The organism is Actinacidiphila sp. bgisy167 (assembly GCF_057707665.1).
This window is the reverse complement of record NZ_JBYIQP010000054.1, coordinates 1-24,241: the sequence shown is the minus strand read 5'-3', so window position 1 is coordinate 24,241 and position 24,241 is coordinate 1. Positions and strand designations below refer to the sequence as shown.

Sequence of the window (24,241 nt, the reverse complement as noted above, 5' to 3'; positions counted from 1 at the left end):
TTTTGTGTGGTCCGACTTGTTTGGTGACGTTACCCGAGCCCGGTCCGGACTCCGAGTACCGCGCTACCGATGCGTACGTGTGTCGCACCGGCGGCGACGGCCTCTTCGAGGTCCGCGCTCATCCCTGCCGAGACCATGTTTGCAGCCGGATGCGCCGCGCGCAGGCAGGATGAGATTTCCACCAGCCGATCGAAGGCAGCGCGAGGTTGACCGGCGTACGGCCCCGCCAGCGGTGCCACGGTCATCAGCCCGTCGAGGCGGAGCCCGGGGGCGGCGGCGACGGCCTCGGCGATCCCTTCGACGGCATCGGGTGCGATGCCGCCGCGGGCGCCCTGCGAGCCGGACTCGGCGTCCAACGCGACCTGCACCAGGCAGCCGAGCTCGCGGTCGGCCCGCTCGGACTTCACGACGGCCGCGGAGAGCGCGTCGACCAGCCGGAGGCGGTCGACCGAGTGCACGACATCCGCGTAACGGACCACCGAGCGCACCTTGTTCGTCTGCAACTGGCCCACGAAGTGCCAGGTCAACGGGAGGTCGGCGCAAGCCTCGGCCTTGGGGGCCGCGTCCTGGTCGCGGTTCTCCGCCACTTCGCGGACGCCCAGCCCCGACAGGAGCCGCACGTCACGGGCCGGATAGGTCTTGGTGACCACGACCAAGGTCACCTCGCCCCGTGCCCGGCCGGCCGCCGCGCAGGCCGTCGCGATGCGCTCCTCGACCGCGGTCAGGTTCGCCGCCAGCTCGGCCCTTCGCTCTTGCGTACGATCAGTCACTCGGTCCGTCCAACCAGACATATCCCGCGAGTCGCCCGGTCGTCCGCTCGCGGCGATAGGAGAAGTGATCCCCGGACTCCATCGTACAAATATGGGATTTCTCACCCATGGGTACACCCAGTCGGGCGAGTTGGGCGTGCACTCCGCTGACGATGTCCAGGGAGGGGGTGCCCCAGCTCGTGGTGGCCCGGGCCTCGGGGACGGCGGTGGCGACCTCCTCCCGCATGGCCTCGGGAACCTCGTAGCAGGAGCCGCAGACCGCGGGCCCGGTCATCGCGATGATCCGCTCGGCGCGGGCGCCGAGGCCGACCATGGCCTCCACCGCCGCCGGGACGACTCCCGCCAGCAGACCCGGACGGCCGGCGTGGGCCGCGGCCGCCACCCCGGCGTGCGGGTCGGCCATCAGGACCGGGACGCAGTCCGCGGTCAGCACCGCGAGGGCGAGCCCGGGGCGGGTGGTGACGACGGCGTCCACCTCCGGGACCCGGCCGTCGGCCCAGGGGGCGGCGACGACGGCGACGTCGTTGCCGTGCACCTGGTTCATCCACACCACGCGGGCGGGGTCGACTCCCAGTTCACGCGCGGCGAGGTCGCGGTTGGACCGGACGGCGGCCGGATCGTCGCCGACCGCGCCGCCGAGATTGAGGCTGTCGTACGGAGCGGCGCTCACCCCGCCCCACCTGTCGGTGAAAGCGAAGTGGGCGCCGCCCGGACGTTCGAGGTTGAGCGTTATCACGTGTGGCTGTGCTTACTTCAGGAAGTCGGGTACGTCGAGTTCCTCGGCGGTGGTGTCCTGGTACGGACGCGCCGGGGGAACCTGCGGGGCGATCGGCTGGGCCGGCACTTCGGCGACCGGCTCTCCCCCGGCCTGGCGGCCGGAGGAGGCGGCCGGGGGCTCTTCCTCACGCTGGGTGACACTGCCCAGGCCGCTGAAGGCCGGGCGGACCGGCTCGGCGGGCGGGGTGGCCGGGCGAGCCGGGGCCGGGGAGGCGCTCTCCTCGCGGGAGGGGGAGGAGTACGAGCCGAGCACCTTGTCGCGGTTGCGGGTCGGCGGCTGCCCGCCGTCGAAGCCCGCCGCGATGACGGTGACCCGGACCTCGTCGCCCAGGGCGTCGTCGATGACCGCGCCGAAGATGATGTTGGCCTCGGGGTGGGCGGCCTCGCTGACCAGCTGGGCCGACTCGTTGATCTCGAACAGACCGAGGTCCGAGCCGCCGGAGATGGAGAGCAGCACGCCCCGGGCGCCGTCGATCGACGCCTCCAGCAGCGGCGAGGAGATGGCCATCTCCGCGGCGGCGACCGCGCGGTCGTCCCCGCGGGCGGAGCCGATGCCCATCAGGGCCGAACCCGCCTCGGACATGACGGACTTCACGTCGGCGAAGTCGAGGTTGATCAGGCCCGGAGTGGTGATCAGGTCGGTGATGCCCTGGACACCCGAGAGCAGCACCTGGTCCGCGGAGCGGAAGGCGTCCAGCACGCTCACCTGGCGGTCCGAGATGGACAGCAGGCGGTCGTTGGGGATCACGATGAGGGTGTCGACCTCGTCGCGCAGCCCGGCGATGCCGTCCTCGGCCTGGTTGGCCCGGCGGCGGCCCTCGAAGGTGAACGGGCGGGTGACCACACCGATGGTCAGGGCACCCAGCGAGCGGGCGATGTTGGCGACCACGGGCGCGCCGCCGGTGCCGGTGCCGCCGCCCTCGCCCGCGGTGACGAAGACCATGTCGGCGCCCTTGAGCACCTCTTCGATCTCCTCGCGGTGGTCCTCGGCGGCCTTGCGGCCGACATCGGGGTTGGCGCCGGCGCCGAGTCCACGAGTGAGCTCCCGGCCGACGTCCAGCTTGACGTCGGCGTCGCTCATGAGCAGGGCCTGTGCATCGGTGTTGATCGCGATGAACTCGACGCCCTTGAGACCGACCTCGATCATCCTGTTGATGGCGTTCACGCCACCGCCGCCGATGCCGACGACCTTGATGACTGCGAGGTAGTTCTGCGGTGCTGCCACGTCGAAGGCCTCTCGCCTCGAGTTACGTATACCTGTGGGGACGGTCGGGAAGGCCGGCCGATCCGAACCCTAACCCTGAGGTTTAGGGTTACCAGTATGTCTGTCCCGCACTGTCTTTGGGACAGGACACTAAATCGACAAGCGGTTCGCGTTCAACGAACACGCCGAACCTCCCGCTTTTCTTTTGACCCTATGTGATCACGCCAGAGCCGGACCAGTCAGGGTGTCGAACAGAAGACGGAGGCGTCAACCGTCCGATGCGGCAGGGGATGTTGGGGCGCTCACATCGAAGAACTCGGCATCACGCTCGACTTTCATCAGCGCCGCGAGGGCGACCGCCTTCTCCGCGCCCTGTTCCGCGCTCCCCCACATCACCACACGACCACCGGCCAGTTGGACCGTAATGTCGTCATATGAGCGCACCTCGATGAGCTGCGCGTCCCGGTATGCGGCCTTCGGCAGGTCCGCCGCCACCCGAACCGCCGCCGCCAGAAGGCGTTTTGCCCCGAAAAGTCGATAGCTCGCGGAGTCGCGGTCGGGCTGCAATTCGATGATGGGCACACCCTTGAGAGGGGTCTCACGCTCGGCGAACCGGAAGCCGTCCGCGTCGACTTCGGCGAAGTAACCGTCACCTTTCACAAGGGCGGCAGGAGTTCGTTCCGTCACTTTCAGTGTGACCGTGTGCGGCCATGAACGCTCCACCTCCACTGCGGAGATGCGCGGCAGCCGCGCCTTGAGCCGGCGGGCGATCTCGCCCGTGTCCACGGAAACCAGCGGCCCGTTGAGCGGGACCTGCGCCGCGTCGCGCACCTCGTCGGGGTAGAGAACCTCGGCGCCCGCCACGCGGACATGCGTCGCGCGCAGCCAGGAGGAGCCGTAGAGCAGCCAGGCGCCGGCGCCGCCCAGCACGGTGGCCGCGGCGAGCGCCGCGAGGACGATGACGCGCCGGCTCCGCCGCGGCGGGCCGTGGAGCCCGTCGTCCTGGTCGCCGGCCGCCTCGACGGTCGTCGGTACGGCCACGTTCGCCTCCGGGGTCGTCGCAACTGCCTTCGCTTCCGGGCAGGCTAGTCGTCGTGCTGGATGCCCGGGCGGCCGCGCGCCGCCGGGCGGGCCGGGCCCCCTCCCCCGTGACCCCAACGGAGCACGGGTCGCCCCCGCGGCGTCCGCGGGGTGCCGGAGGTGCCCGGCCGGCGCCGGGTTCAGCGGCGTCGGGCGGCGATCGCCTCGTGGACCATGGCGACGAGCAGTTCGTCCGCGTGCGGGCGGCCGAACTCGGCCGCGGCACGCGACATCTCGTACAGACGGTGCGGATCGGTCATGACCGGCAGCACGTTGCCGAGCACCCAGTCCGCGCTCAGGTCCGCGTCGTCGACGATGAAGCCGCCGCCTGCCTTGACCACCGGCTGCGCGTTCAGCCGCTGCTCGCCGTTGCCGATCGGCAGCGGGACGTAGGCGGCCGGCAGGCCCACGGCGGACAGTTCGGCGACGGTCATGGCGCCGGCCCGGCAGAGCATCATGTCCGCGGCCGCATAGGCGAGGTCCATCCGGTCCAGGTAGGAGACGGGGATGTACGGCGGCATGCCGGGCATGTTGTCGGAGCGCGGGAGCTCGTTCTTCGGGCCGACCGCGTGCAGGATCTGGATGCCGGACTGCTGCAGGCGCGGGGCGACGGAGGTGATCACCTCGTTGAGCCGCCGGGCACCCTGGGAGCCGCCCGAGACCAGCAGGGTCGGCAGGCCCTGGTCGAGGCCGAAGGCGGCACGCGCCTGGGCGCGGACCGCGGCCCGGTCGAGGGTCGCGATGGACCGGCGCAGCGGGATGCCGACGTAGCGGGAGTGCCGGAGCTTGCTGTCCGGGGTGCTCACGGCCACGAAGTCGGTGTAACGGGAGCCGATCTTGTTGGCGAGGCCCGGGCGGGCGTTGGCCTCGTGCACCACGATCGGCACGCCGAGCCGCTTGGCGGCCAGATAGCCGGGCAGGGCGACGTAGCCGCCGAACCCGACGAGCGCGTCGGCCTTGGTGCGCTCCAGGACCTGCTCGGCCGCCTTGATGGTGCCGCGCAACCGCCCGGGGACGGTGATCAGCTCAGGGGTGGGCTTGCGCGGCAGCGGAACGGCGGGGATGAGCGCCAGCTCGTAGCCGCGTTCTGGCACCAGCCGGGTCTCCAGGCCCCGCTCGGTGCCGAGTGCCGTGATCCCCACGGTCGGGTCCTGCCTGCGCAGGGCGTCGGCGAGCGCGAGCGCGGGCTCGATGTGGCCGGCGGTCCCCCCACCGGCGAGTACGACATGCACCGAAATTCACCGCTCTCCGGACGGCCGCCGTCTGACGAACCGCCTCATCGTCCGTGTCATTGCCCCCGGCCAGTAGCCGGGCCCCCGCGCGTTGAGCGCCGCTCGCGCGGCGGGCTCGCTCCTCGCGAAGGCGATGAGCAACCCGATCGCGAACATGGTCGGCAGGAGGGCCGAGCCCCCGTAGGAGAACAGCGGGAGCGGGACACCGGCGATCGGCAGCAGGCCGAGCACCGCACCGATGTTGACCACGAACTGCGCCGTGATCCACGTCGTCACGCCTCCCGCGGCAAACCTGACGAAGGGATCCTCCGTTCGACCGGCCACGCGGATACCCGCATAGCCTAGAGCCGCGAAGAGGGCGAGCACCGACAGCGTGCCCGTCAGCCCCAGTTCCTCCCCGGTCACGGCGAAGATGAAGTCGTTGTGCGGTTCGGGTAGTTGGCCCCATTTCTCCACACTCGCCCCGAGCCCGGATCCGAACCACCCGCCCGAGGCCAGGGCGTAGATGCCGTGCACCGCCTGCCAGCAGCCGCCACTGGGAGTGACCTCGGTGGCGCCGATGCACTGCAGCCGCTCCATGCGGTTGCCGCTGGTCTTGATCAGCAGGAAACCGATCGCCCCCGCGACGGCGAGCACGCCCGCGAACAGCCGGGTGGGGGCGCCGGCGATCCACAGCAGGCCGAACAGGATCGCCGTGAGGATGATGGCGGTGCCCATGTCACCGCCGAGCATGATCAGGCCCAGCAGCAGGAAGGCCACCGGCACCAGCGGGATCAGCAGGTGCTTCCACTGGGCGAGCAGCTTCAGGTCCTCCTTGCGGGCCAGCAGGTCCGCGCCCCACAGCACGAGCGCGAGCTTGCCGAACTCGCTGGGCTGCAACTGGAACGGGCCGCCGAGGCGCAGCCAGTTCTGGTTGCCGTTGACGGACTCCCCTATCCCCGGCACCTGGACGAGCGCCATGAGGAACACCGAGCCGACGAGCAGCGGGTAGGACAGGGCGCGATGCAGCCGTACCGGCACCCGCGTGGCGGCGATGAGCAGGCCGGTGCCGAGCACGGCGGCGAACAGCTGCTTGCGGAAGTAGTACGTGGACGGCAGTCCGTCCTCCAGCGCCTTGATCTGCGAGGCGGAGAAGACCATCACCAGGCCGAGCACGGTGATCAGCAGGCTGCTGCCGAGGATGACGTAGTAGGCGGTCAGCGGGCGGTCCCAGGCCCGCCTGGCGCGGTCCAGGACGACCCTGGTGCCGCGCAGCGCGCTGCCCCGCGGCGTCTTTCCGTCGGACGTGCGCGCCTTGGGGGCGGTCGCCCTGGGGCGGGGCGGCGCCGGCCGCGGCGGGCGGGCCGGCGCCTTCAGCGCGTTGCGGGAACGAGAACCGGAGGCGCCACCTTGTTCGGCTGCCGTCATGTCCCCTCCTAGGTCGCGGTGCGGGCCGGAGCGGCTGCGGCTACTGCCCGGCGCCGGGCGCCCGCAGATCCCGTACGGCCTCCGCGAAGGCGTTTCCGCGAGCCTTGTAGTTCGCGAACATGTCCATCGACGCGCAGGCCGGTGCCAGGAGCACCGTGTCCCCCGGGTGGGCGAGGCGCCGCGCCGCGTGGACGGCCGCCGCCATCGCCCCAGTGTCGGTGCGGTCGAGGTCGACGACCGGGACCTCGGGGGCGTGTCGCGCGAGCGCTTCACGGATGAGGGCGCGGTCGGCCCCCATCAGCACGACGCCGCACAACCGCTTGCCCGCGGCCTTGACCAGGTCGTCGAACTCCGCGCCCTTGGCGAGGCCGCCGCCGATCCAGACGATGTGCTCGTACGCGGCCAGGGAGGCCTCTGCGGCGTGGGTGTTGGTGGCCTTGGAGTCGTCGACGTAGTCCACGTCGTCGATCCGGTCCACGTGGGCGATGCGGTGGGCGTCCGGCCGGAAGGCACGCAATCCGTCCCGGACGGCGGCCGGAGGGACGCCGAACGCGCGGGCGAGCGCCGCCGCCGCCAGGGCGTTGGCGATGTTGTGCGGCGCCGGCGGGTGCACGTCGGAGACCTCGGCCAGCTCCTGGGCGTTCTTGTGCCGTTCGGGCGCGAAGGCCCGGTCGAGAAGGATGCCGTCGACGACCCCGAGCTCCGAGGGACGGGGGCTGCCGAGGCCGAAGCCGATCGCACGGCAGCCCTCCTCGACGTCGGCCTCGCGCACCAGCGCCTCGGTGGCCGGGTCCGCGAGGTTGTAGACGCAGGCGACCTTGTTGCCCTCGTAGATGCGGCCCTTGTCGGCGGCGTAGGCCGCCATGGAGCCGTGCCAGTCGAGGTGGTCGGGGGCGAGGTTGAGGACCGCGGCCGAGTGCGGACGGACCGAGGGGGCCCAGTGCAGCTGGTAACTGGACAGCTCCACGGCGAGGACGTCGTACTCCTCGCCGGACAGGACGACCTCCAGGACCGGCGTGCCGATGTTGCCGACCGCCGCGGTGCGCAGGCCCGCCGCGGTCAGGATCGAGGCCAGCATCTGCACGGTGGTGGTCTTGCCGTTGGTGCCGGTGACCGCGAGCCAGGGCGCCGCCCCGGGACCGCGCAGCCGCCAGGCCAGCTCCACGTCGCCCCACACGGGCACGCCCGCGGCCTCGGCGGCCACGAACAGGGGGCTGGCGGGCGGCCAGCCCGGCGAGGTGACGATCAGCTCGGTGCTCTCGGGCAGGGTACGGCCGTCCCCGAGCCGCACGGTGACGCCGAGCGCCTCCAGTTCGGCGGCCTGGGTCCGGGCCCCCGCGTCGTCGCCGTCGTTGACGACCGTCACGCGGGCGCCGAGGGCGTGCAGCGCCTTGGCGGCGGGCACGCCGGAGACGCCGAGGCCGGCGACGGTGACCCGGCGGCCCGGCAGGCCGAGCCGCCCGGCCGCCTCGACAGCGGCCGGCGGGAGTCCGCCTCGACGGGAGCCGGGTTCCTGCCCGGGGACCGAGGTCACTGCGCCGCCACCCAGCCCGCGTAGAAGAGACCGAGGCCGACAGCCATGCACATGCCCTGGATGATCCAGAAGCGGACCACGACCAGGACCTCGCTCCAGCCCTTGAGCTCGAAGTGGTGCTGCAGCGGCGCCATGCGGAAGACCCGCTTGCCGGTCAGGCGGAAGGAGCCGACCTGGATCACGACGGAGAGGGTGATCAGGACGAAGAGGCCGCCCAGGATCGCCAGCAGCAGCTCGGTGCGGGAGCAGATGGCCAGGCCGGCCAGGGCACCGCCGAGCGCGAGGGAGCCGGTGTCACCCATGAAGATCTTGGCCGGCGAGGTGTTCCACCACAGGAAGCCGAAGCACGCGCCCATGAGCGCGGCCGCCACGACCGCGAGGTCGAGCGGGTGCGGTACGTCGTAGCAGCCGGGCCCCGCGGTGATGACGTTCGAGCAGGACTGGCCGTACTGCCACACACCGATGACGGTGTAGGAGGCGAAGACCATCACCGAGGCGCCGGTGGCGAGTCCGTCGAGGCCGTCGGTCAGGTTCACGCCGTTCGACATCGCCAGGATCATGAACAGCGCCCATATCACGAAGATCACGGGGCCGAGCGACCAGCCGAAGTCCTGGGTGAAGGAAAGCCGCGTGGAGGCCGGGGTGACGCCGCGGGAGTCGGCGAACTGCAGCGACAGCACGGCGAAGGCGATGCCGACGATGAGCTGGCCGGCCATCTTCGCCTTGGCCCGCAGACCCAGGCTGCGCTGCTTGACGATCTTGATGTAGTCGTCGAGGAAGCCGACCACGCCCAGGCCCGTGAAGAGGAAGAGCACGAGCACGCCGGAGACCGTCGGGCGCTCCGAGGTGATGACCTTGGTGAGCGCGTAGGCGACGAGCGTGGCCAGGATGAAGGCGATGCCGCCCATGGTGGGCGTACCGCGCTTGCTGTGGTGCTCCTTCGGGCCGTCGTCGCGGATGAACTGCCCGTAGCCCTTGCGGGCCAGCAGTTTGATCAGCATCGGGGTGCCGATGAGGGACAGGAACAGCCCGAGCACGCCCGAGACCAGGATCTGGTTCATTACCGAGCGCCCCCGCCCTCGACGCCGTCGAGCAGCGCGAGTGCGACCCGCTCCAGGCCGACCGCTCTCGATGCCTTCACCAGCACGACGTCCCCCGGACGCAGTTCCCTGCGCAACAGGTCGATCGCCGCCTCAGCGTCGGACACGTGCACCGACTCCTCACCCCACGAACCCTCGTTGTAGGCGCCCATTTGCACCCAGGCGGCCGCCTGGCCGCCGACTGCCACGAGCTTGCTGACGTTGAGCCGGACGGCGAGCCGTCCGACAGCGTCGTGCTCCGCGAGGGCCTCCTCGCCGAGCTCCGCCATCTCGCCCAGCACCGCCCACGTGCGTCCCCCGCGTGCCTCGGCGGCACGCCCCATGGCCGCGAGCGCGCGCAGGGCGGCTCGCACGGAATCGGGGTTCGCGTTGTAGGCGTCGTTCACGACCGTCACGCCGTCCGGCCGTTCGACGACCTCCATGCGCCAGCGGGACAGCGTCCCCGCCTCGGAGAGCGCGGTGGCGATCTCGTCGACGGGCATGCCGAGTTCACGGGCTACGGCGGCCGCGGCAAGCGCGTTCGACACGTGGTGCTCACCGTACAGGCGCAAGGTCACTTCCCTGCACCCGGAGGGTGTTGTGAGCGTGAAGACGGCCTGACCTCGGTCGTTGAGACGGACGTTCTCGGCGCGCACATCGGCGTCGGCGGACTCGCCGAACAGTACGACGCGCGCCTTGGTGCGGGATGACATGGCGCGTACGAGGGGATCGTCCGCGTTCAGCACCGCGATGCCGCCTTCGGCGGCCTCCGGCAGCGCCTCGACCAGCTCGCCCTTGGCCTGGGCGATCTGCTCGCGGCCGCCGAACTCGCCGATGTGAGCGGTGCCCACGTTGAGGACGACGCCGATGCGCGGCGGGGTCAGGTCGGTGAGGTAGCGGATGTGGCCGATGCCGCGGGCGCCCATCTCCAGCACCAGGTGCCGCGTGGAGGCGTCGGCGCGCAGCGCGGTCAGGGGCAGGCCGATCTCGTTGTTGAGGGAACCAGGCGTCCAGACGGTGGGAGCCAGCCGCTTGAGCACCTGGGCGGTCAGGTCCTTGGTGCTGGTCTTGCCCGCCGACCCGGTCAGCGCCACAAGGGTGGCGCCGAGCCGTTCGATGACGTGCGCGGCCAGTGCGCCGAGGGCGAGCTGCACGTCGTCCACGACGACCGCGGGGACGCCGACCGGGCGGGAGGCCAGCACGGCCACTGCTCCGGCGGCGACGGCCTGCTCCGCGTAGTCGTGGCCGTCCACGCGCTCGCCCTGGAAGGCGACGAAGAGGCCCCCCGGCGTCACCTTGCGGGAGTCGATCTCCACGGACCCGGTGACGGGCACCGTCGGATCCGATATGTCGTGAATGCTCCCGCCGACCGCTTGGGCGACCTCGGCGAGGGTGAGTGGGATCACAGCTGGTCCTGGTCCTTCTCCTGCGCTGGTGTGGCGGCGGCCCGTTCGATGGCCGCACGCAGCACTTCTCGGTCGTCGAAGGGGCGTACCACTCCGGCGATGTCCTGACCCTGCTCATGGCCCTTGCCGGCCACCAGTACGGTGTCGTCCGGCCGGGCCAGCGCCACGGCGGTCGCGATGGCCGCCGCCCGGTCGGGTTCGACGACGACATGGCCCCGTTCGTGCGCGGGCACCCCGGCCGCCCCGGCCAGCATCGCGGTGAGGATCGCGAGCGGGTCCTCGGAGCGGGGGTTGTCGGAGGTCAGCACGGCCGTGTCGGCCAGCCGTGCCGCGGCGGCGCCCATCGGGCCGCGTTTGGTCTGGTCGCGGTCCCCGCCGCAGCCGAGGACGATGTGCAGGCTGCCCTTGGTGACCTTGCGCAGGGCCCGCAGCACCGATTCCACCGCGTCGGTCTTGTGGGCGTAGTCCACGACCGCGAGGTACGGCTGTCCCGCGTCGACGCGCTCCAGCCGGCCCGGCACACCAGGGATGGCGGCGACGCCCTGGGCGGCCGTCTGCGGGTCGATCCCGGCCACCGCCAGGGCGGTGATCGCGGCGAGCGCGTTGGCGACGTTGAAGGGCCCCGGAAGGGGCGAGGCGGCCTCGATCCGCACGCCGCCCGGGCCCACCACGGTGAAGGTGGAGCGCTGCGGCCCCGTCACGACGTGCTCGGCGCGCCAGTCGGCCTCCGGCCGGCCGTCGGTCGAGAAGGTGGTGACCGGTACCTGGGCCTCGCGCGCCAGGCGGCGGCCGTACTCGTCGTCGATGTTGACCACCCCGGCCCTGCTGCGGCGCGGGGTGAACAGCTGCGCCTTGGCCTGGAAGTAGTCCTCCATGCCCGAGTGGAACTCCATGTGCTCGGGACTGAGGTTGTTGAAGACGGCGACGTCGAAGACCGCGCCGTCGACCCGGCCCAGCACCAGCGCGTGGCTGGAGACCTCCATGACCAGGGCCTCGATCCGGCGCTCGCGCATCACCGCGAAGAGCGCCTGCAGGTCCGTGGCCTCGGGCGTCGTCCGCTCGCTCTTGAGCCGCTCGTCGCCGATCCGGGACTCGACCGTGCCGATCAGTCCCGTCCTGGCCTCGTGGACGGCCCTCAGACCGCCCTCGATGAGGTAGGCGGTGGTGGTCTTGCCGGACGTGCCGGTGATGCCGATCTGCAGCAGGCCCTCGCCCGGGCGGCCGTAGATCTCGGCGGCCAGGTCGCCCATCCGGGAACGGGGGTCCTCGACCGTCAGCACCGGCAGGCCGGTGGCGGCGGCGCGCTCGGCGCCCGCGGGGTCGGTGAGGATCGCCGCGGCCCCCAGCTCGGCCGCCTGCTGCGCGAAGTCGGCGCCGTGGAAGCGGGCGCCGGGCAGCGCGGCGTACAGGTCACCGGGACGGACGGCACGCGAGTCGTGTGTGATCCCGGTGACCGCGGCGGCACCGGCAGCGGGCGGCTGCCCGCCCAGCCGCGCGGCCAGCTCCGCGAGCGGTACGGGCCGGACCTGGGTGGGACGGGGTGCGCCCGGCCGCCTGCGCTCAGGGCCGGGGGACTGATCGGCGAGTGACACGGCGGTGAGATTACCCGCCGGTCCGGGCTCCCGGCCAAAAGCCCGTCGCCAGGCGCCCGGCCTGCCGCTTCCCTCCGTACGTTCCGCGTCCGCGGGGCTACCTTCCGTGCCCGCCGCTGCGGGGTCATGTCCGTTCACGGCCGCCGTTCCTTCCTCCCCGGCTCGCCGCTCACGGCTTGGCGGGGTCCCACTCGACCGGCAGGTTCGGTGTCTTGGCTCCGCTCGGCGCCACCTGCAGGGACTTCAGGGCGAACTCCATGACCCGCTTGAACACCGGGCCGCAGATCTGCCCACCGAAATAACTGCCGCGGGTCGGGTTCTGGATCACACACGAGACGGTCAGTCGCGGGTTGTCGGCGGGAGCGAACCCCATGAAGGAGGCCGTGTACCCACTGTAGGTGCCCGTTTCCGGGTCCACCCGGTTGGCCGTGCCGGTCTTGCCCGCCACGCGGTACCCCGCGATCCGGGCCTTGGTGCCGGTGCCCTGCTCGTCGCCGACCACCGACTCCAGCATGGTGGAGAGCGTCTTGGCGGTCTTCGTGCTGACCACCCGGGTCCGGGCCGGCTCCGGGGACGGGACGAAGCGGCCGTCCGGGCCGGTCGTGCCGCGTACCAGGCTCGGCGCGACCCGTACCCCGCCGTTGGCGATCGTCGAATACACCGAGGTGGCCTGAAGCGCGTTGACCGACAGGCCCTGCCCGAAGGGGATGGTGTACTGCTGGGACGCGTTCCACCGCTCCGGCTTCGCCAGGATGCCGGGTGTCTCGCCGGGGAAACCCGTCCCCGTGGATTGTCCGATGCCGAATTTCCGCAGATATGAGTACAGGACGCGGTTGGCCTGCTTCTGGTTCTCGCCGAGCTGCTCGGTGGCCAGGATCGTGCCGATGTTGCTGGACTTGGCGAGCACGCCGTTCAGGGTCAGGTGCCAGGTGCCGTGGTCCACATCGTCGTGGAAGACGCGGTCGGCGCGCGGCAGGGTGCCGGGCACCGTCACGTGGGTTTCGGGGGTGGCCACACCCTCGTCGATGACCGCCGCCATCGACATCAGCTTGCTGACACTCCCGGGCTCGTACGCGTCCTGCAGGGCGGCGTTGCCGAGCGCGGTGGGGTCGGCACGGCCCAGGTCGTTGGGGTCAAAGCCGGGGGCGTTGGCCATGGCGAGCACCTGGCCGGTGCGGGTGTCCTGGACGATCACGTAGCCGCGGTCGGCGTCGGACGCCTGCACCTGCCGGGTGATCGCCCGCTGGGCGGCCCACTGGATGTCCCGGTCCAGCGTCAGCTGCACGTCGGTGCCGGGCTCCGCGGCGCGCTCCTGCACGCTGGCCGTCGGCACGCGGCGGCCGTTGGACTGGGCGTAGGTGAGGGTGCCGTCCTTCCCCGCGAGCTCCTTGTCCAGACGGCTCTCGAGGCCGCCGCCGCCCGCCCCGTCGGCGTTCACCCAGCCGATCAGGCCGGCCGCGAGGTCGTGTGCGGGGTAGACGCGCTTGGCGTGCCGGAGCCGGAAGATCCCGGCGAGGAAGTTGCCGTCGTCGCCCTTCCCGGCCCGGTCCTCGAGCGCGCGCTGCAGGTCCTTGATCTGGTTCCAGACCTGCGGCGGTTGCTGGCGGGCGATGATCTCGTTGCGTGACGCCGGGTAGTTGGCGAGCTGCCGGGCGATCTTCTTCTCGTCCCCGTCGACGATCGGCGCGAGCAGCTCGGCGGCGCGCGCCGGGGCGTCCTCGACCTTCGCGTACTCGGGGGTGAAGAGCATCGGGTCGGCCGTGATGTCGTACGCGTCCACGGTGGTGGCCAGGTCGACGCCGTTGCGGTCGGTGATCGTGCCGCGCTCCGCGGCGAGGGTCACCTTGACGTTGCGGTTGGCCTCGGCCTTGGCCGCGTACGTCGCGGCGTCCACGGCCTGCACCTGGAAGAGCCGGATCACGAAGGTCAGCATCACCAGGGTCAGCCCGACGCTGACCAGCCGCAGGCGGGGACGCGGCCGGCCCAGCCGCAGCAGCGGGGCACCGGCCGCGGTGACCGGGCGCGGGCTCCTGCGCCGCGGCGGCGCGGCCGCGCGGCCGGACCGGTCCCGGGCGGCCCTGGCGTCGCGGGCTCCCGCGCCGGCCGGCCTGCGCGCGCCGGGAGTGCGTCCGTGCGTCACGCCGGCGCCTGATCCCTCCGAGCGGGGGGTGGACCTGCGAGCGCCTGCGGCGCGGCCCGGCTCGCGGGCGGCGCGGGGGGGCTCGTCGCGTGTCCGGGCGGTGCGGGCGGCGGGCCTGCGCGGTCCGGCCTGCTGACCGGGCGCCGTCCTGCGGCGGGGCTCACCGGCCTCGCCGCCGCGTGCGACCGCTCCGGCGTCGCCTTCCCGTCCGCGGGGCACCTGCCGGCGCCGGGGCGCGGCTCCGCCGCCGTCGCCGCGCTCGCCGCGGGCCTGGGCGTCGCGCCCGGTGCGGCCGGCGCCCCTGTCGCGGGCCGCGCCTCTGTCCCGGGCGGCGCCTTTGTCGCGGGCGCTGTCACGGGCGGCGCCTTTGTCGCGGTCGGCCCCGGGGGCCCGGTCCCGCCGCTCGCCCCGCTCGCGCGGCGGCTCCCCGTCTCGGGTCACCACGCCCTGGCACCTTCCCGGCCGGCCGGGCGGGCGGAGCGGGGCGGACGGGGGGCACGGGGCCCCGCAGCTGCGGTCACGGGGTCTCCTTCGGGCTCGTGCTGGGCGTGAGGGAGGGTGTCGGTCCCAGGGAGGCGGCGGGTGTCGGTCCCAGGGAGGCGGCCGCGGAGCCGCTGGGCCTGACGGTGGCCGGCGCCGTGCTCGGGCTGGGAGCCGGCACGTACGGCGCGGCGCCGGGGCTGCCGAGGACGGTGCCGTCCGGGGCGAGGAAGGCCGGGTTGCCGCCGGGGACCATGCCCAGCTCGCGGGCCTGCTCGTCCAGCGCGTCCGGCTCCGCGTAGCGGTCGACCTCCTGCTGCAGCGCCTGCTCCTCGTCGGTGTACTGGGTGGTCTTCCTCTGCAGGTCGCTGAGCTTGAAGGAGTCCCGGTTGACCGCCGAGTTCAGCAGCAGCAGGGTGATCAGGCCGCCGCCCAGCAGCAGCACGATCAGCAGGACGAAGGGCGAGCGTGCCGCCGAGCTGCGCCGCCTCACGCCAGGGCCTCGCGGATCCGCTGGGCGCCGCGCAGGCGGGCGGGGGCGGCCCGGCGGTTGGCGGCGATCTCCTCCTCCGTGGGCAGTTCGGCGCCGCGTGTGAGGAGCTTGAGGCGCGGCTGGTACTGCTCCGGCACGACCGGCAGCCCGGGCGGTGCGGTGGTGGCGGCGCCGGCCGCGAAGACGCCCTTGACGAGGCGGTCCTCCAGGGAGTGGTACGAGAGCACGGCGATCCGGCCGCCCACGGCGAGCGCGGCGACGGCCGCCGGGATGGCCCGCTCGAGCACCGTCAGCTCCCCGTTGACCTCGATGCGCAGCGCCTGGAAGGTGCGTTTGGCCGGGTTGCCGCCGGTCCGCTTGGCGGCCTGCGGCAGCGCCTCGCGGATCAGCTCGACCAGTCGGGCGCTGGTGGTGAAGGGCTCGCGGGCCCGCTCCCGGACGATCGCCTCCACGATCTTCCGGGCGAACTTCTCCTCACCGTAGTCGCGCAGCACGCGCACCAGCTCGCCCGGCGGGTAGGTGTTGAGGACCTCGGCGGCGCTGATGCCCGCGGTCTGGTTCATGCGCATGTCCAGCGGCGCGTCCTGGGCGTAGGCGAAGCCGCGGTCGGCCTCGTCCAGCTGCATGGAGGAGACGCCGAGGTCGAACAGGACGCCCTGCACCTTGGGGACGCCGAGCCGCCGCAGCACCTCGGGGATCTCGTCGTAGACCGCGTGCACGAGGGTGGCCCGGTCCCCGTAGGGCGCGAGCCGCTCACCGGCCAGCTCGAGTGCGGCGGGGTCGCGGTCGACGGCGACCAGCCGGACTTCGGGGAAGCGCCGCAGCAGGGCCTCGCTGTGTCCGCCGAGGCCGAGGGTGGCGTCCACGACCACGGCGCCCGGCGTGCCGATGGCGGGGGCCAGCATGTCCAGGCAGCGGTCCAGCATGACCGGGACGTGGCGTGGCTCGGACGGGGTGGTGCTCATGAAGCCCTTCTCATCTGTCGCGGGGACGTACCACTGGGTCCCCGCCCGCTCGCGGGCGGCCGTCTGGCACCGGGGAAGGAGCGCCAGCGGACCGGGAGCGGGAGGAGGCCGAGCGTCACGTACTCGTACGTGAGTCATCAGGCTACGGGCGGGGTCACAGTAAGCCGGGAGGCACCTCCTGGGACAGCGCCGAAAAGGCGTCTTCCTGACCCGCCAGATAGTCCTCCCAGGCCGCCGCGTCCCACACCTCCACCCGGGTGTTGGCGCCGATCACCGCGCAGTCGCGGCGCAGTCCGGCGTAGTCGCGCAGGGGGTGCGGGAGGGTGACCCGGCCCTGTCTGTCGGGGACCTCGTCATGGGCGCCGGCGAAGAGCACCCGCATGTAGTCGCGCGCCGCCTTGGAGGTGAGCGGGGCGCGGCGGAGCTCCTCGGTGACGGCCCGGAAGCCCTCGCCCGGCCATACGTACAGGCAGCGCTCCTGCCCCTTGGTGATGACCAGGCCGTCCGCGAGCTGCTCGCGGAACTTCGCGGGCAGGACCAGCCGGCTCTTGTCGTCCAGCCGCGGCGCGTACGTCCCGAGGAACATCCGCACCTCCCGCGCTCGGCTGTGACCCACTTCGCGCCACTTTACTCCACCCTCCCCCACGGTCAACGAGGTTCGGGGGCGCCCGCGGCGTCTCCAGGAGAGCCGGCACCCGAATCACCCGCACGGGCGAGCTCGCGCGACGCCTGTGGGTTACCTCACAGGGCACCGGTTTGACCAGGATTCGCCGGCCGTTCCGGCGGGTCGGAGGAGACCGCGCCCTCTACGGTCGTGTCATGTCGACAAACGCCCACCACTCCGCGACTCCCCCCACCGGCACGGCGTCCGTCACCGACCGGCTGGTCGAGGCGAACCGGCGCTACGCGGAGCAGTTCCGCGATCCCGGCATGGACGCGCACCCCGTGCTCAAGGTGGCCGTGGTCGCCTGCATGGACGCCCGACTCGACCTGCACATGGCACTGGGGCTGGAGCTCGGCGACTGCCACACCATCCGCAACGCCGGAGGCGTGGTCACCGACGACACCATCCGCTCGCTGACCATCAGCCAGCGCGCCCTCGGCACCCGCTCGGTCGTGCTGATCCACCACACCGGCTGCGGCCTGGAGTCGCTGACCGAGGAGTTCCGCACCGAGCTGGAGCAGGAGGTGGGCCAGCGTCCCACCTGGGCGGTGGAGTCCTTCCGCGACGTGGACCAGGACGTGCGGCAGTCGATGCAGCGGGTCCGGACGTCCCCGTTTCTGGCCCACACCGACGACGTGCGGGGGTTCGTGTTCGACGTGCACACCGGATTGCTGCGCGAAATCACGAACGAGTAACGGAAGCGGAGTGACGAAGGGCCTGGTGGAAGGAGAGAATGCTCCGTATAACGGGGAGGGCCGGTCCGGGGATGACCGCGTCCTGAGGAACGGGCCGAGGAGAACCGGGTGACGACCTATGACGCACAAGCGAGCCTCAGTGATCTGACCGCCACGGCGGACCGCGTACGCCGGTCGGTGGAGAACGTGATCGAGGGCAAGCCCGAGGTCGTACGGATCGCGCTGACGGTACTGCTCGCCGAGGGACACCTGCTGATCGAGGACGTCCCCGGCGTCGGCAAGACGATGCTCTCCAAGGCGCTGGCCCGGTCGATCGACTGTTCGGTGCGGCGCATCCAGTTCACTCCGGACCTGCTGCCGTCGGACATCACCGGGGTCAGCGTCTTCGACCAGCAGCGCCGCGACTTCGAGTTCAAGCCGGGCGCGGTCTTCGCCCAGATCGTCGTGGGCGACGAGATCAACCGCGCGTCGCCGAAGACGCAGTCCGCGCTGCTGGAGTCGATGGAGGAGCGGCAGGTCACCATCGACGGCAGCACCTACCCGCTGCCGAGCCCCTTCATGGTCATCGCCACCCAGAACCCGGTGGAGATGGAGGGCACGTATCCGCTGCCGGAGGCGCAGCGGGACCGCTTCATGGCGAGGGTCTCCATCGGCTACCCCAGCATGGAGGCCGAGTTGCAGATGCTCGACGTGCACGCGGGCGTCAGCCCGCTGGACGACCTGCAGCCGGTCGCACACGCGCACGAGATCGTCAAGCTGGTCGAGGCGGTACGGACGGTGCACGTGTCCGCGGCCGTGCGGCACTACGCGGTGAGCCTGGTCTCGGCCACCCGGGACCACCCGGACCTGAGGCTCGGCGCCTCCCCGCGTGCCACGCTGCACCTGGTGCGCGCGGCACGCGCGACAGCGGCCCTGGACGGCCGTGACTTCGTGCTCCCCGACGACGTCCAGTCGTTGGCCGCGGCCGTGCTGGCGCACCGTCTGCTGCCGACCGCGCAGGCCCAGTTGAACCGGCGCACCCCGGAGCAGGTTGTCGCGGAGATCGTGCAGCGCACCCCGGTCCCCGACCCGTACGGCAGCCGATGACCCGGACCGCGGACGGGGGCGCTGGAGGTGCCGCGTGACCGAGCGTGAAAGCGGCTTCCGGGCCGCCCTGGGGGGCCTCACCACGCGGGGCCGTTCGTTCCTCGCCGCGGGGATCGCGGCGACCGCCTGCGCCTACGTGCTGGGGCAGTCGGACCTGCTGCGGGTGGGCCTGCTGCTGGCCGTGCTGCCGCTGGTGTGCGTGGCGGTCCTGTACCGCACCCGGTACCGCGTCGCGGGCAGCCGCCGGCTGTCGCCCTCGCGTGTGCCGGCGGCTTCCGAAGCGCGGGTGCACCTGAGGGTGGACAACGTGTCGCGGCTGCCCACCGGACTGCTGATGCTGCAGGACCGGGTGCCGTACGTGCTGGGGCCCCGGCCCCGCTTCATCCTGGACAGGGTCGAGCCCGGGGGGCACCGCGAGGTGTCCTACCGGGTCCGCTCCGACCTGCGCGGCCGCTATCCGCTGGGCCCGCTGCAACTGCGGCTGACCGACCCCTTCGGCCTCTGCGAGCTGACCCGCGCCTTCAGCGCGTACGACACCCTGACCGTGGTGCCCCGGGTGGAGCCGCTTCCGCCGGTCAGGCTCGGGGGCGACTCCTCCGGCTACGGGGAGAGCCGCACCCGGGCGCTGGCCCTGGCGGGCGAGGACGATGTGATCCCGCGCGGCTACCGCCACGGCGACGACCTGCGCCGTGTGCACTGGCGCTCGACCGCCAAGTACGGCGAGCTCATGGTGCGGCGCGAGGAGCAGCCGCACCGCGCCCGGTGCACGGTGCTGCTGGACACCCGGGCCGGGGCGTACTTCGGCGCCGGGCCGGACTCGGCCTTCGAGTGGGCGGTGTCCGGGGCGGCGTCGGTGGCCGTGCACATGCTGGAGCGCGGGTACTCCGTGCGGCTGCTCACCGACACCGGAAGCACGGTGCCCGGGGCGGAGGGCTTCGGCGGCGCCGACTCCTCGGACACGGCCGGCGCCCTGCTGGACACTTTGGCCGTGGTCGACCACTCGGACGGCGCAGGGCTCTCCCGTGCGCTCGACGTGCTGCGCAAGGGCACCGAGGGCCTGCTGGTGGCCTTCTTCGGCGACCTGGACGAGGAGCAGGCCGCGATGGCGGGGCGGATGCGGCAGCGGGCGGGGGCGGCCGTCGCCTTCGTGCTGGACAGCGCGGCATGGGGGGCCCTGGACGAGGAAGGGGCGGTTCGGAGCCAGGCCGTACGCGAGGACACCGCCTCGAATCCGCCCGAGGCCGCCTCGGCCCGCGTCGTGCGGACGCTGCACGAGGCGGGCTGGACGGTGCTCCCGGCTGCCGCCGGCGACGGACTGCCGGACCTGTGGCGGCGCGCCGACCGGCACCGGTCTCGCGAGGAGGCGGGGACACGATGATGAGCGGACGGGGCCGGCTCGCGCTCTGCGCGGCGGCGGCGACCCTGATGACCGCCTGCTCGCTGCTGCCGCTGGCGGCGCCGGACTCCTGGATCCTCCTGGCCGTCCTCCTGGTGCTGCTGCAGACCTGGGTGGGGGCGCTGACCCGGCGGATGCCGCTGGCCCGGCCGCTGACGGTGCTCGCGCAGGCGGTGTTCTCGCTGCTGGTGCTCACCTTGCTGTTCGCGAGGGAGCAGGCCCTGTTCGGGTTCCTGCCCGGGCCCGCCGCATACACCCGGTTCGGCGACCTGCTGACGGCCGCGACGCAGGACGTGACCCAGTTCGCGATTCCGGCCCCGGTGACGCCGGGCATCCGGCTGCTGCTGCTCGGCGGGGTGCTGCTGATCGGGCTGGCCGTGGACGCTCTGGCGGTGACGTACGGCAGCGCGGCCCCCGCCGGGCTGCCGCTGCTGGCCCTCTACACGATCGCGGCGGCCCTGGCGAGGGGGGACGGCACCCGATGGCCGTACTTCCTCATGGCAGCCGTCGGCTATCTGCTGCTCCTGCTGGCCGAGGGCCGCGACCGGATCTCCCGCTGGGGCCGGGTCTTCGGCGGCGCCGGCTCCGGGGCGCGCGCCGGTCACGGAGGAGCGGCGGCCCCGGTCCGTACCGGGCGCCGCATCGGGGCCGTGGCGCTCGGCATCGCCTTGGTCGCGCCGGCCGCGCTGCCCTCCATGGGCGTGGGGTTGCTGCCGACAGGGGGTTCCGGCGCGGGCAGCGGGCGCGGCGGCGGCACGATCTCCGCTGTCAACCCCGTCGTCGCGCTCCAGGACAACCTCAACCAGCCCGACAACCGGGTGGTGCTCCGCTACCGGACGAACGCCGCCTCCAATGCGGACATGTACCTGCGGATCGTGGCGCTCGACCGCTTCACGGGCGACAAGTGGGAGCCCGCCCAGCGCGCCCTGACCAGTCTGTCCGAGGAGCTGCCCGCCCCGCAGGGGCTCGCCCCCACCGTGAAGGCGACGGAGGTCGCCACCGCGGTCGCGGCGGACAAGAGCTACGTCCAGACGTGGCTGCCGCTGCCGTACCCGGCCACCCGGGTGCAGGTCGACGGGCGCTGGCGCTACGAGCCCATGGGCCGCACCGTCATCGGTGACCGGGGGCAGACCACCTCCGGCACCCGGTACCAGGTCGACAGTCTGGACATCGAGCCCACGGCGCGGCAGCTGGCGAGCGCCCCTCCTGCCGACGCCCAGATGCGGGCCGAGTACACGAAGGTACCGGCCTTGCTGCCCAAGGTGGTGGAGCGCACGGCCCGGGACGTCACCGAGGACGCGGACAACGACTACGAGCGGGCCGTCGCACTGCAGCGGTGGTTCACCTCCGGCGACTTCTCGTACGACACCTCGGTGCACTCCGGCACCGGCGTCCAGGCGATCACCCGCTTCCTGGAGGAGAAGAAGGGGTTCTGCATCCACTTCGCCTTCACCATGGCGGCGATGGCGCGGACCCTCGGCATTCCGGCGCGGGTGGCGGTCGGTTTCACTCCGGGCACCGCGGAGTCGGACGGCACGCACGCGGTGGGGCTGAACGACGCGCACGCCTGGCCCGAGCTGTACTTCGAGGGTGTCGGCTGGACACGGTTCGAGCCCACGCCCGATCGCGGCACCGAGCCCAGCTACACCCGGGAGGAGGTCACCTCCGACAGCGGGCCCTCGGCGCCGGACACCCCGGAGCGGCCCGCCGCGGGCGCAGCGGAGACCGCCCCGACGGCCACCCCGACCTGCACGGGCAGGGACGCCCAGCTCGGCAACTGCGACCTCGCGGGGCAGGTCTCGGGCGCCGGCGCAGAGGACAAGTCACTGATCCCCCGGATCTTCTCGTCGGCGCTGCTCCTCCTGGCCTGGGCCGTGGTGCCGCTCATGGTGCTCGTCCTGCTGCTGCCGCTGCTCCTGCGGCGCAGGCAGCGCTTCCAGCGCCTGCGGGGCGGCCAGGACCCGGTTGCCCTGGCCGCGTGGCTGGAGCTCACCGGAGGCGGTCGTGACGCGGCGGGGGACGACGCGGAAGGGCGGAGCGGCGCTTCCCCGACCCGCGCGGAGCGGCACGCCCTGGGCGCCCAGGACGGCGCCCGGACCCTGGCGGCCTGGCTGGAGCTGATCGACACCGCGTGGGACTACGGGCTGCGGCCCGACGAGTCAGAGACCCCGCGTCGGGTCGCGGGACGCCTCATCCACGACGGCGGCCTGGAAGGGCCCGCGGCGGAGGCGGCGCAGCGCCTGGCCACCGCCGTGGAGCAGGCCCTTTTCTCTCCGCGGCCGCCGAGCACCGCGGGTTCGGCGGGGGACGTCCGGCTGGTGCGGGAGGGGCTGCGCGGGAAGGCGGACGTCATGACGCGGATTCGCGCCGTGGTGCTGCCGCGCTCCACGATCCGGGTCGTCTGGCGGTCCGCGGAGCGCTACTCCGCGGCCTCGGCCCGCCTCTCGGCCCGGCTGCGGGGTGCAGGCGACGCCGTCATGCGTCCACTGCGGCGGCGCCGCACTTCCTGAAGGGACGGCCGTACTTCCTGAAGGGACGGCCGGCCGGGTGCCCGGCCCGCGCGCGGGCCGCTCGCCGTGCGCGGCACCGATACCGGCCCTCCGCAGTACCCACGCGTAGGGCGTTCGCGGTACGCGCTTACGCCGCATGACGGAGCCCGTACGGCGACGGAACGGCGACCGACGGCGATCGGATGGGGACGCGGCGCGGACATGGCGAAGGGGGCGGGGTTCCGCCGGAACCCCGCCCCCTTGCTTCTGCGTCTGTGTGTCAGCGGCCCTGTTCGTCGCGGCGCCGCTGCCAGCGCTCCTCGATGCGGTCCATCATCTTGCGCCGCGGCTGACCGCCCCGGCCGCGGCCTGCGGCCCCCGGCTGGGAGTGCCCGGTGGCAGCGCCGGGTTTGGCGGCTCGGCGCCAGCCGGCGACCGCGAGAACGGCACAACCGAGCATCACGAGGAAGCCCACGACGCTGATCCAGGGCTGCTGGGCGATCATGCCGCCCATCAGCAGCCCGATGCCCACCAGGAAGCCCGCCACAGCCAGGTAGACGCGCCGCCTGGTGTAGGTGCGCAGCCCGCTTCCCTCAAGCGCCGACGCGAACTTGGGATCTTCGGCGTACAGCGCTCGCTCCATCTGCTCGAGCATGCGCTGCTCGTGCTCCGAGAGCGGCACGGAGTCCTCCTCCTCGTCGGTCGCGGGGGAGCGACCGGTACGACCCTTCCAGGATAGGCAGGGAATCGCCCCCGTGAAACCCGCCCCACTACGCCAATCCGACGGGGGGTGTTTTCCCCGTCGAACGCCACGTCATGCCAGCATACGGCCCTGAAGCGGGAATCGGGGGGCCTGTGACGGACTCCTCCCGCCGGGTGACCGGAAGAGGCGGGGGTGGCCTCGCCCCGGGCGCGGGCTCAGCCGCGCTCGGCCAGCACGTGCAACTGAGTCGCCACGGCATGGAAGGCGGGCTGCTCGGCGGCGGCCAGTTCCAGCCTCAGGAGGGCGTCCTTCGCGCCCGGTTCGGCGTCCACCAGGACGCCGGGGACCAGGTCGGAGAAGACGCGGACGCCGTGCACCGAACCGACCCGCAGCCCGGCGTCGGCGACCAGGGCCGTGAGCTCCTCGGCCGTGAAGCGGCGGGGCACCGGATCCCCGTCGCCCCAGCGGCCGTCAGGGTCGTCCAGGGTGTGCCGAGCCTCACCGAAGTGGCCGGCGAGCGCCCGGGCGAGCACCGCTCCGTGGCGGCTGGCGGCGAGCAGGCTGAGCGCTCCGGCTGAGCGCAGGGTGCCGGCGGCGTTGCGCACGCCCTCGGCCGGGTCGTCCACGTACTCCAGCACACCGTGGCAGAGCACGACGTCGTGGCTGCCGGCCGGCACGACGTCGAGCAGCCCGTGGGCGTCGCCCTGCACCCCGCGCACTCGATCGGTGACGCCCGCCTCCGCCGCACGGCGTTCCAGCGCGAAGAGCGCGTCGGGGCTCGGATCGACCACCGTCACCCGGTGGCCCAGACTGGCCACGGGCACCGCGAAGTTGCCGGTGCCGCCACCGGTGTCGAGCACGTCGAGGACGTCCCGTCCGGCGGCCTTGGCCTGCCGGTCCAGCGCATCGCGCAGGACCTCCCAGACCACGGCGGTACGCAGGGCTGCGCGGGGCCGCAGCGGTTCGGCCCCTCCTGGACGGGACATGCGGGCGGCTCCTCGCGGACGGACGGGGCGTGCAGGGACCGGTCGGCCCAGCCTGGCACCCAC

The 24,241-nt window shown here is 72.8% G+C and carries 20 protein-coding genes; 4 read left to right on the top strand and 16 right to left on the bottom strand.

Features of this window, described 5'->3' with window-relative positions; genetic code table 11:
• Positions 1-29: 29 nt before the first annotated feature.
• The 14 genes from AC3ET4_RS20330 to mraZ all read right to left on the bottom strand — a co-directional run bounded on the left by AC3ET4_RS20330 (position 30) and on the right by mraZ (position 16,775).
• Positions 30-791, bottom strand: coding sequence for a YggS family pyridoxal phosphate-dependent enzyme (locus AC3ET4_RS20330; protein ID WP_431951374.1), 762 nt, complete (start codon positions 789-791; stop codon positions 30-32).
• Positions 763-1,503: a peptidoglycan editing factor PgeF gene (pgeF, locus tag AC3ET4_RS20325; protein WP_431951414.1), complete on the bottom strand. Its 741-nt coding sequence runs from the start codon at positions 1,501-1,503 to the stop codon at positions 763-765. Before pgeF ends, AC3ET4_RS20330 begins: the two co-directional genes overlap by 29 nt.
• Positions 1,504-1,518: 15 nt before the next feature.
• Positions 1,519-2,772 (bottom strand): cell division protein FtsZ, encoded by a 1,254-nt coding sequence (gene ftsZ / locus AC3ET4_RS20320; protein ID WP_431951372.1) that lies wholly within the window; start codon positions 2,770-2,772, stop codon positions 1,519-1,521.
• Positions 2,773-3,018: 246 nt separating this feature from the next.
• On the bottom strand, positions 3,019-3,792 hold the full coding sequence (locus tag AC3ET4_RS20315) for a cell division protein FtsQ/DivIB (protein ID WP_431951370.1): 774 nt from the start codon (positions 3,790-3,792) through the stop codon (positions 3,019-3,021).
• 179 nt (positions 3,793-3,971) lie between these two features.
• Complete coding sequence (murG, locus tag AC3ET4_RS20310; protein WP_431951368.1) at positions 3,972-5,063, bottom strand: undecaprenyldiphospho-muramoylpentapeptide beta-N-acetylglucosaminyltransferase; 1,092 nt, start codon at positions 5,061-5,063, stop codon at positions 3,972-3,974.
• Between the two features lie 6 nt (positions 5,064-5,069).
• Complete coding sequence (gene ftsW, locus AC3ET4_RS20305) at positions 5,070-6,470, bottom strand: putative lipid II flippase FtsW (RefSeq protein ID WP_431951366.1); 1,401 nt, start codon at positions 6,468-6,470, stop codon at positions 5,070-5,072.
• Between the two features lie 40 nt (positions 6,471-6,510).
• Positions 6,511-7,920 (bottom strand): UDP-N-acetylmuramoyl-L-alanine--D-glutamate ligase, encoded by a 1,410-nt coding sequence (murD, locus tag AC3ET4_RS20300; protein WP_431951412.1) that lies wholly within the window; start codon positions 7,918-7,920, stop codon positions 6,511-6,513.
• An 80-nt stretch (positions 7,921-8,000) separates the two neighbouring features.
• Positions 8,001-9,065, bottom strand: a complete 1,065-nt coding sequence (mraY, locus tag AC3ET4_RS20295) for a phospho-N-acetylmuramoyl-pentapeptide-transferase (RefSeq protein ID WP_431951364.1) — start codon at positions 9,063-9,065, stop codon at positions 8,001-8,003.
• Positions 9,065-10,489, bottom strand: a complete 1,425-nt coding sequence (locus AC3ET4_RS20290; RefSeq protein WP_431951362.1) for a UDP-N-acetylmuramoyl-tripeptide--D-alanyl-D-alanine ligase — start codon at positions 10,487-10,489, stop codon at positions 9,065-9,067. Before AC3ET4_RS20290 ends, mraY begins: the two co-directional genes overlap by 1 nt.
• Complete coding sequence (locus AC3ET4_RS20285; RefSeq protein WP_431951360.1) at positions 10,486-12,081, bottom strand: UDP-N-acetylmuramoyl-L-alanyl-D-glutamate--2,6-diaminopimelate ligase; 1,596 nt, start codon at positions 12,079-12,081, stop codon at positions 10,486-10,488. Before AC3ET4_RS20285 ends, AC3ET4_RS20290 begins: the two co-directional genes overlap by 4 nt.
• 169 nt (positions 12,082-12,250) lie before the next feature.
• Positions 12,251-14,221 (bottom strand): peptidoglycan D,D-transpeptidase FtsI family protein, encoded by a 1,971-nt coding sequence (locus AC3ET4_RS20280; RefSeq protein ID WP_431951358.1) that lies wholly within the window; start codon positions 14,219-14,221, stop codon positions 12,251-12,253.
• Positions 14,222-14,738: 517 nt separating this feature from the next.
• Positions 14,739-15,194: a cell division protein FtsL gene (ftsL, locus tag AC3ET4_RS20275; RefSeq protein WP_431951356.1), complete on the bottom strand. Its 456-nt coding sequence runs from the start codon at positions 15,192-15,194 to the stop codon at positions 14,739-14,741.
• Positions 15,191-16,159: a 16S rRNA (cytosine(1402)-N(4))-methyltransferase RsmH gene (gene rsmH / locus AC3ET4_RS20270; protein ID WP_431951354.1), complete on the bottom strand. Its 969-nt coding sequence runs from the start codon at positions 16,157-16,159 to the stop codon at positions 15,191-15,193. The genes ftsL and rsmH overlap by 4 nt, the downstream gene beginning before the upstream one ends.
• A gap of 154 nt (positions 16,160-16,313) precedes the next feature.
• Positions 16,314-16,775 carry a division/cell wall cluster transcriptional repressor MraZ gene (gene mraZ, locus AC3ET4_RS20265; protein ID WP_431951352.1) on the bottom strand — a complete coding sequence of 154 codons (462 nt, stop codon included), beginning with the start codon at positions 16,773-16,775 and terminating at the stop codon, positions 16,314-16,316.
• 203 nt (positions 16,776-16,978) lie between these two features.
• Between mraZ and AC3ET4_RS20260 the strand changes: the two genes are divergently transcribed.
• The 4 genes from AC3ET4_RS20260 to AC3ET4_RS20245 all read left to right on the top strand — a co-directional run bounded on the left by AC3ET4_RS20260 (position 16,979) and on the right by AC3ET4_RS20245 (position 22,510).
• Entirely contained in the window at positions 16,979-17,518 is a 540-nt protein-coding gene (locus tag AC3ET4_RS20260) for a beta-class carbonic anhydrase (RefSeq protein ID WP_431951350.1), read from the top strand.
• A gap of 108 nt (positions 17,519-17,626) precedes the next feature.
• Complete coding sequence (locus AC3ET4_RS20255) at positions 17,627-18,604, top strand: AAA family ATPase (RefSeq protein WP_431951348.1); 978 nt, start codon at positions 17,627-17,629, stop codon at positions 18,602-18,604.
• A gap of 34 nt (positions 18,605-18,638) precedes the next feature.
• Positions 18,639-19,982: a DUF58 domain-containing protein gene (locus AC3ET4_RS20250; protein WP_431951346.1), complete on the top strand. Its 1,344-nt coding sequence runs from the start codon at positions 18,639-18,641 to the stop codon at positions 19,980-19,982.
• Positions 19,979-22,510 (top strand): transglutaminase TgpA family protein, encoded by a 2,532-nt coding sequence (locus AC3ET4_RS20245; protein ID WP_431951344.1) that lies wholly within the window; start codon positions 19,979-19,981, stop codon positions 22,508-22,510. Before AC3ET4_RS20250 ends, AC3ET4_RS20245 begins: the two co-directional genes overlap by 4 nt.
• 259 nt (positions 22,511-22,769) lie before the next feature.
• Here the strand turns inward: AC3ET4_RS20245 and AC3ET4_RS20240 are convergent, their stop codons facing one another.
• The gene (locus tag AC3ET4_RS20240; protein WP_431951342.1) at positions 22,770-23,171 is read right to left on the bottom strand and encodes a DUF3040 domain-containing protein; all 402 of its coding nucleotides are present in this window, start codon (positions 23,169-23,171) and stop codon (positions 22,770-22,772) included.
• Between the two features lie 236 nt (positions 23,172-23,407).
• Positions 23,408-24,178 carry a methyltransferase domain-containing protein gene (locus AC3ET4_RS20235; protein ID WP_431951340.1) on the bottom strand — a complete coding sequence of 257 codons (771 nt, stop codon included), beginning with the start codon at positions 24,176-24,178 and terminating at the stop codon, positions 23,408-23,410.
• Positions 24,179-24,241 lie beyond the last annotated feature (63 nt).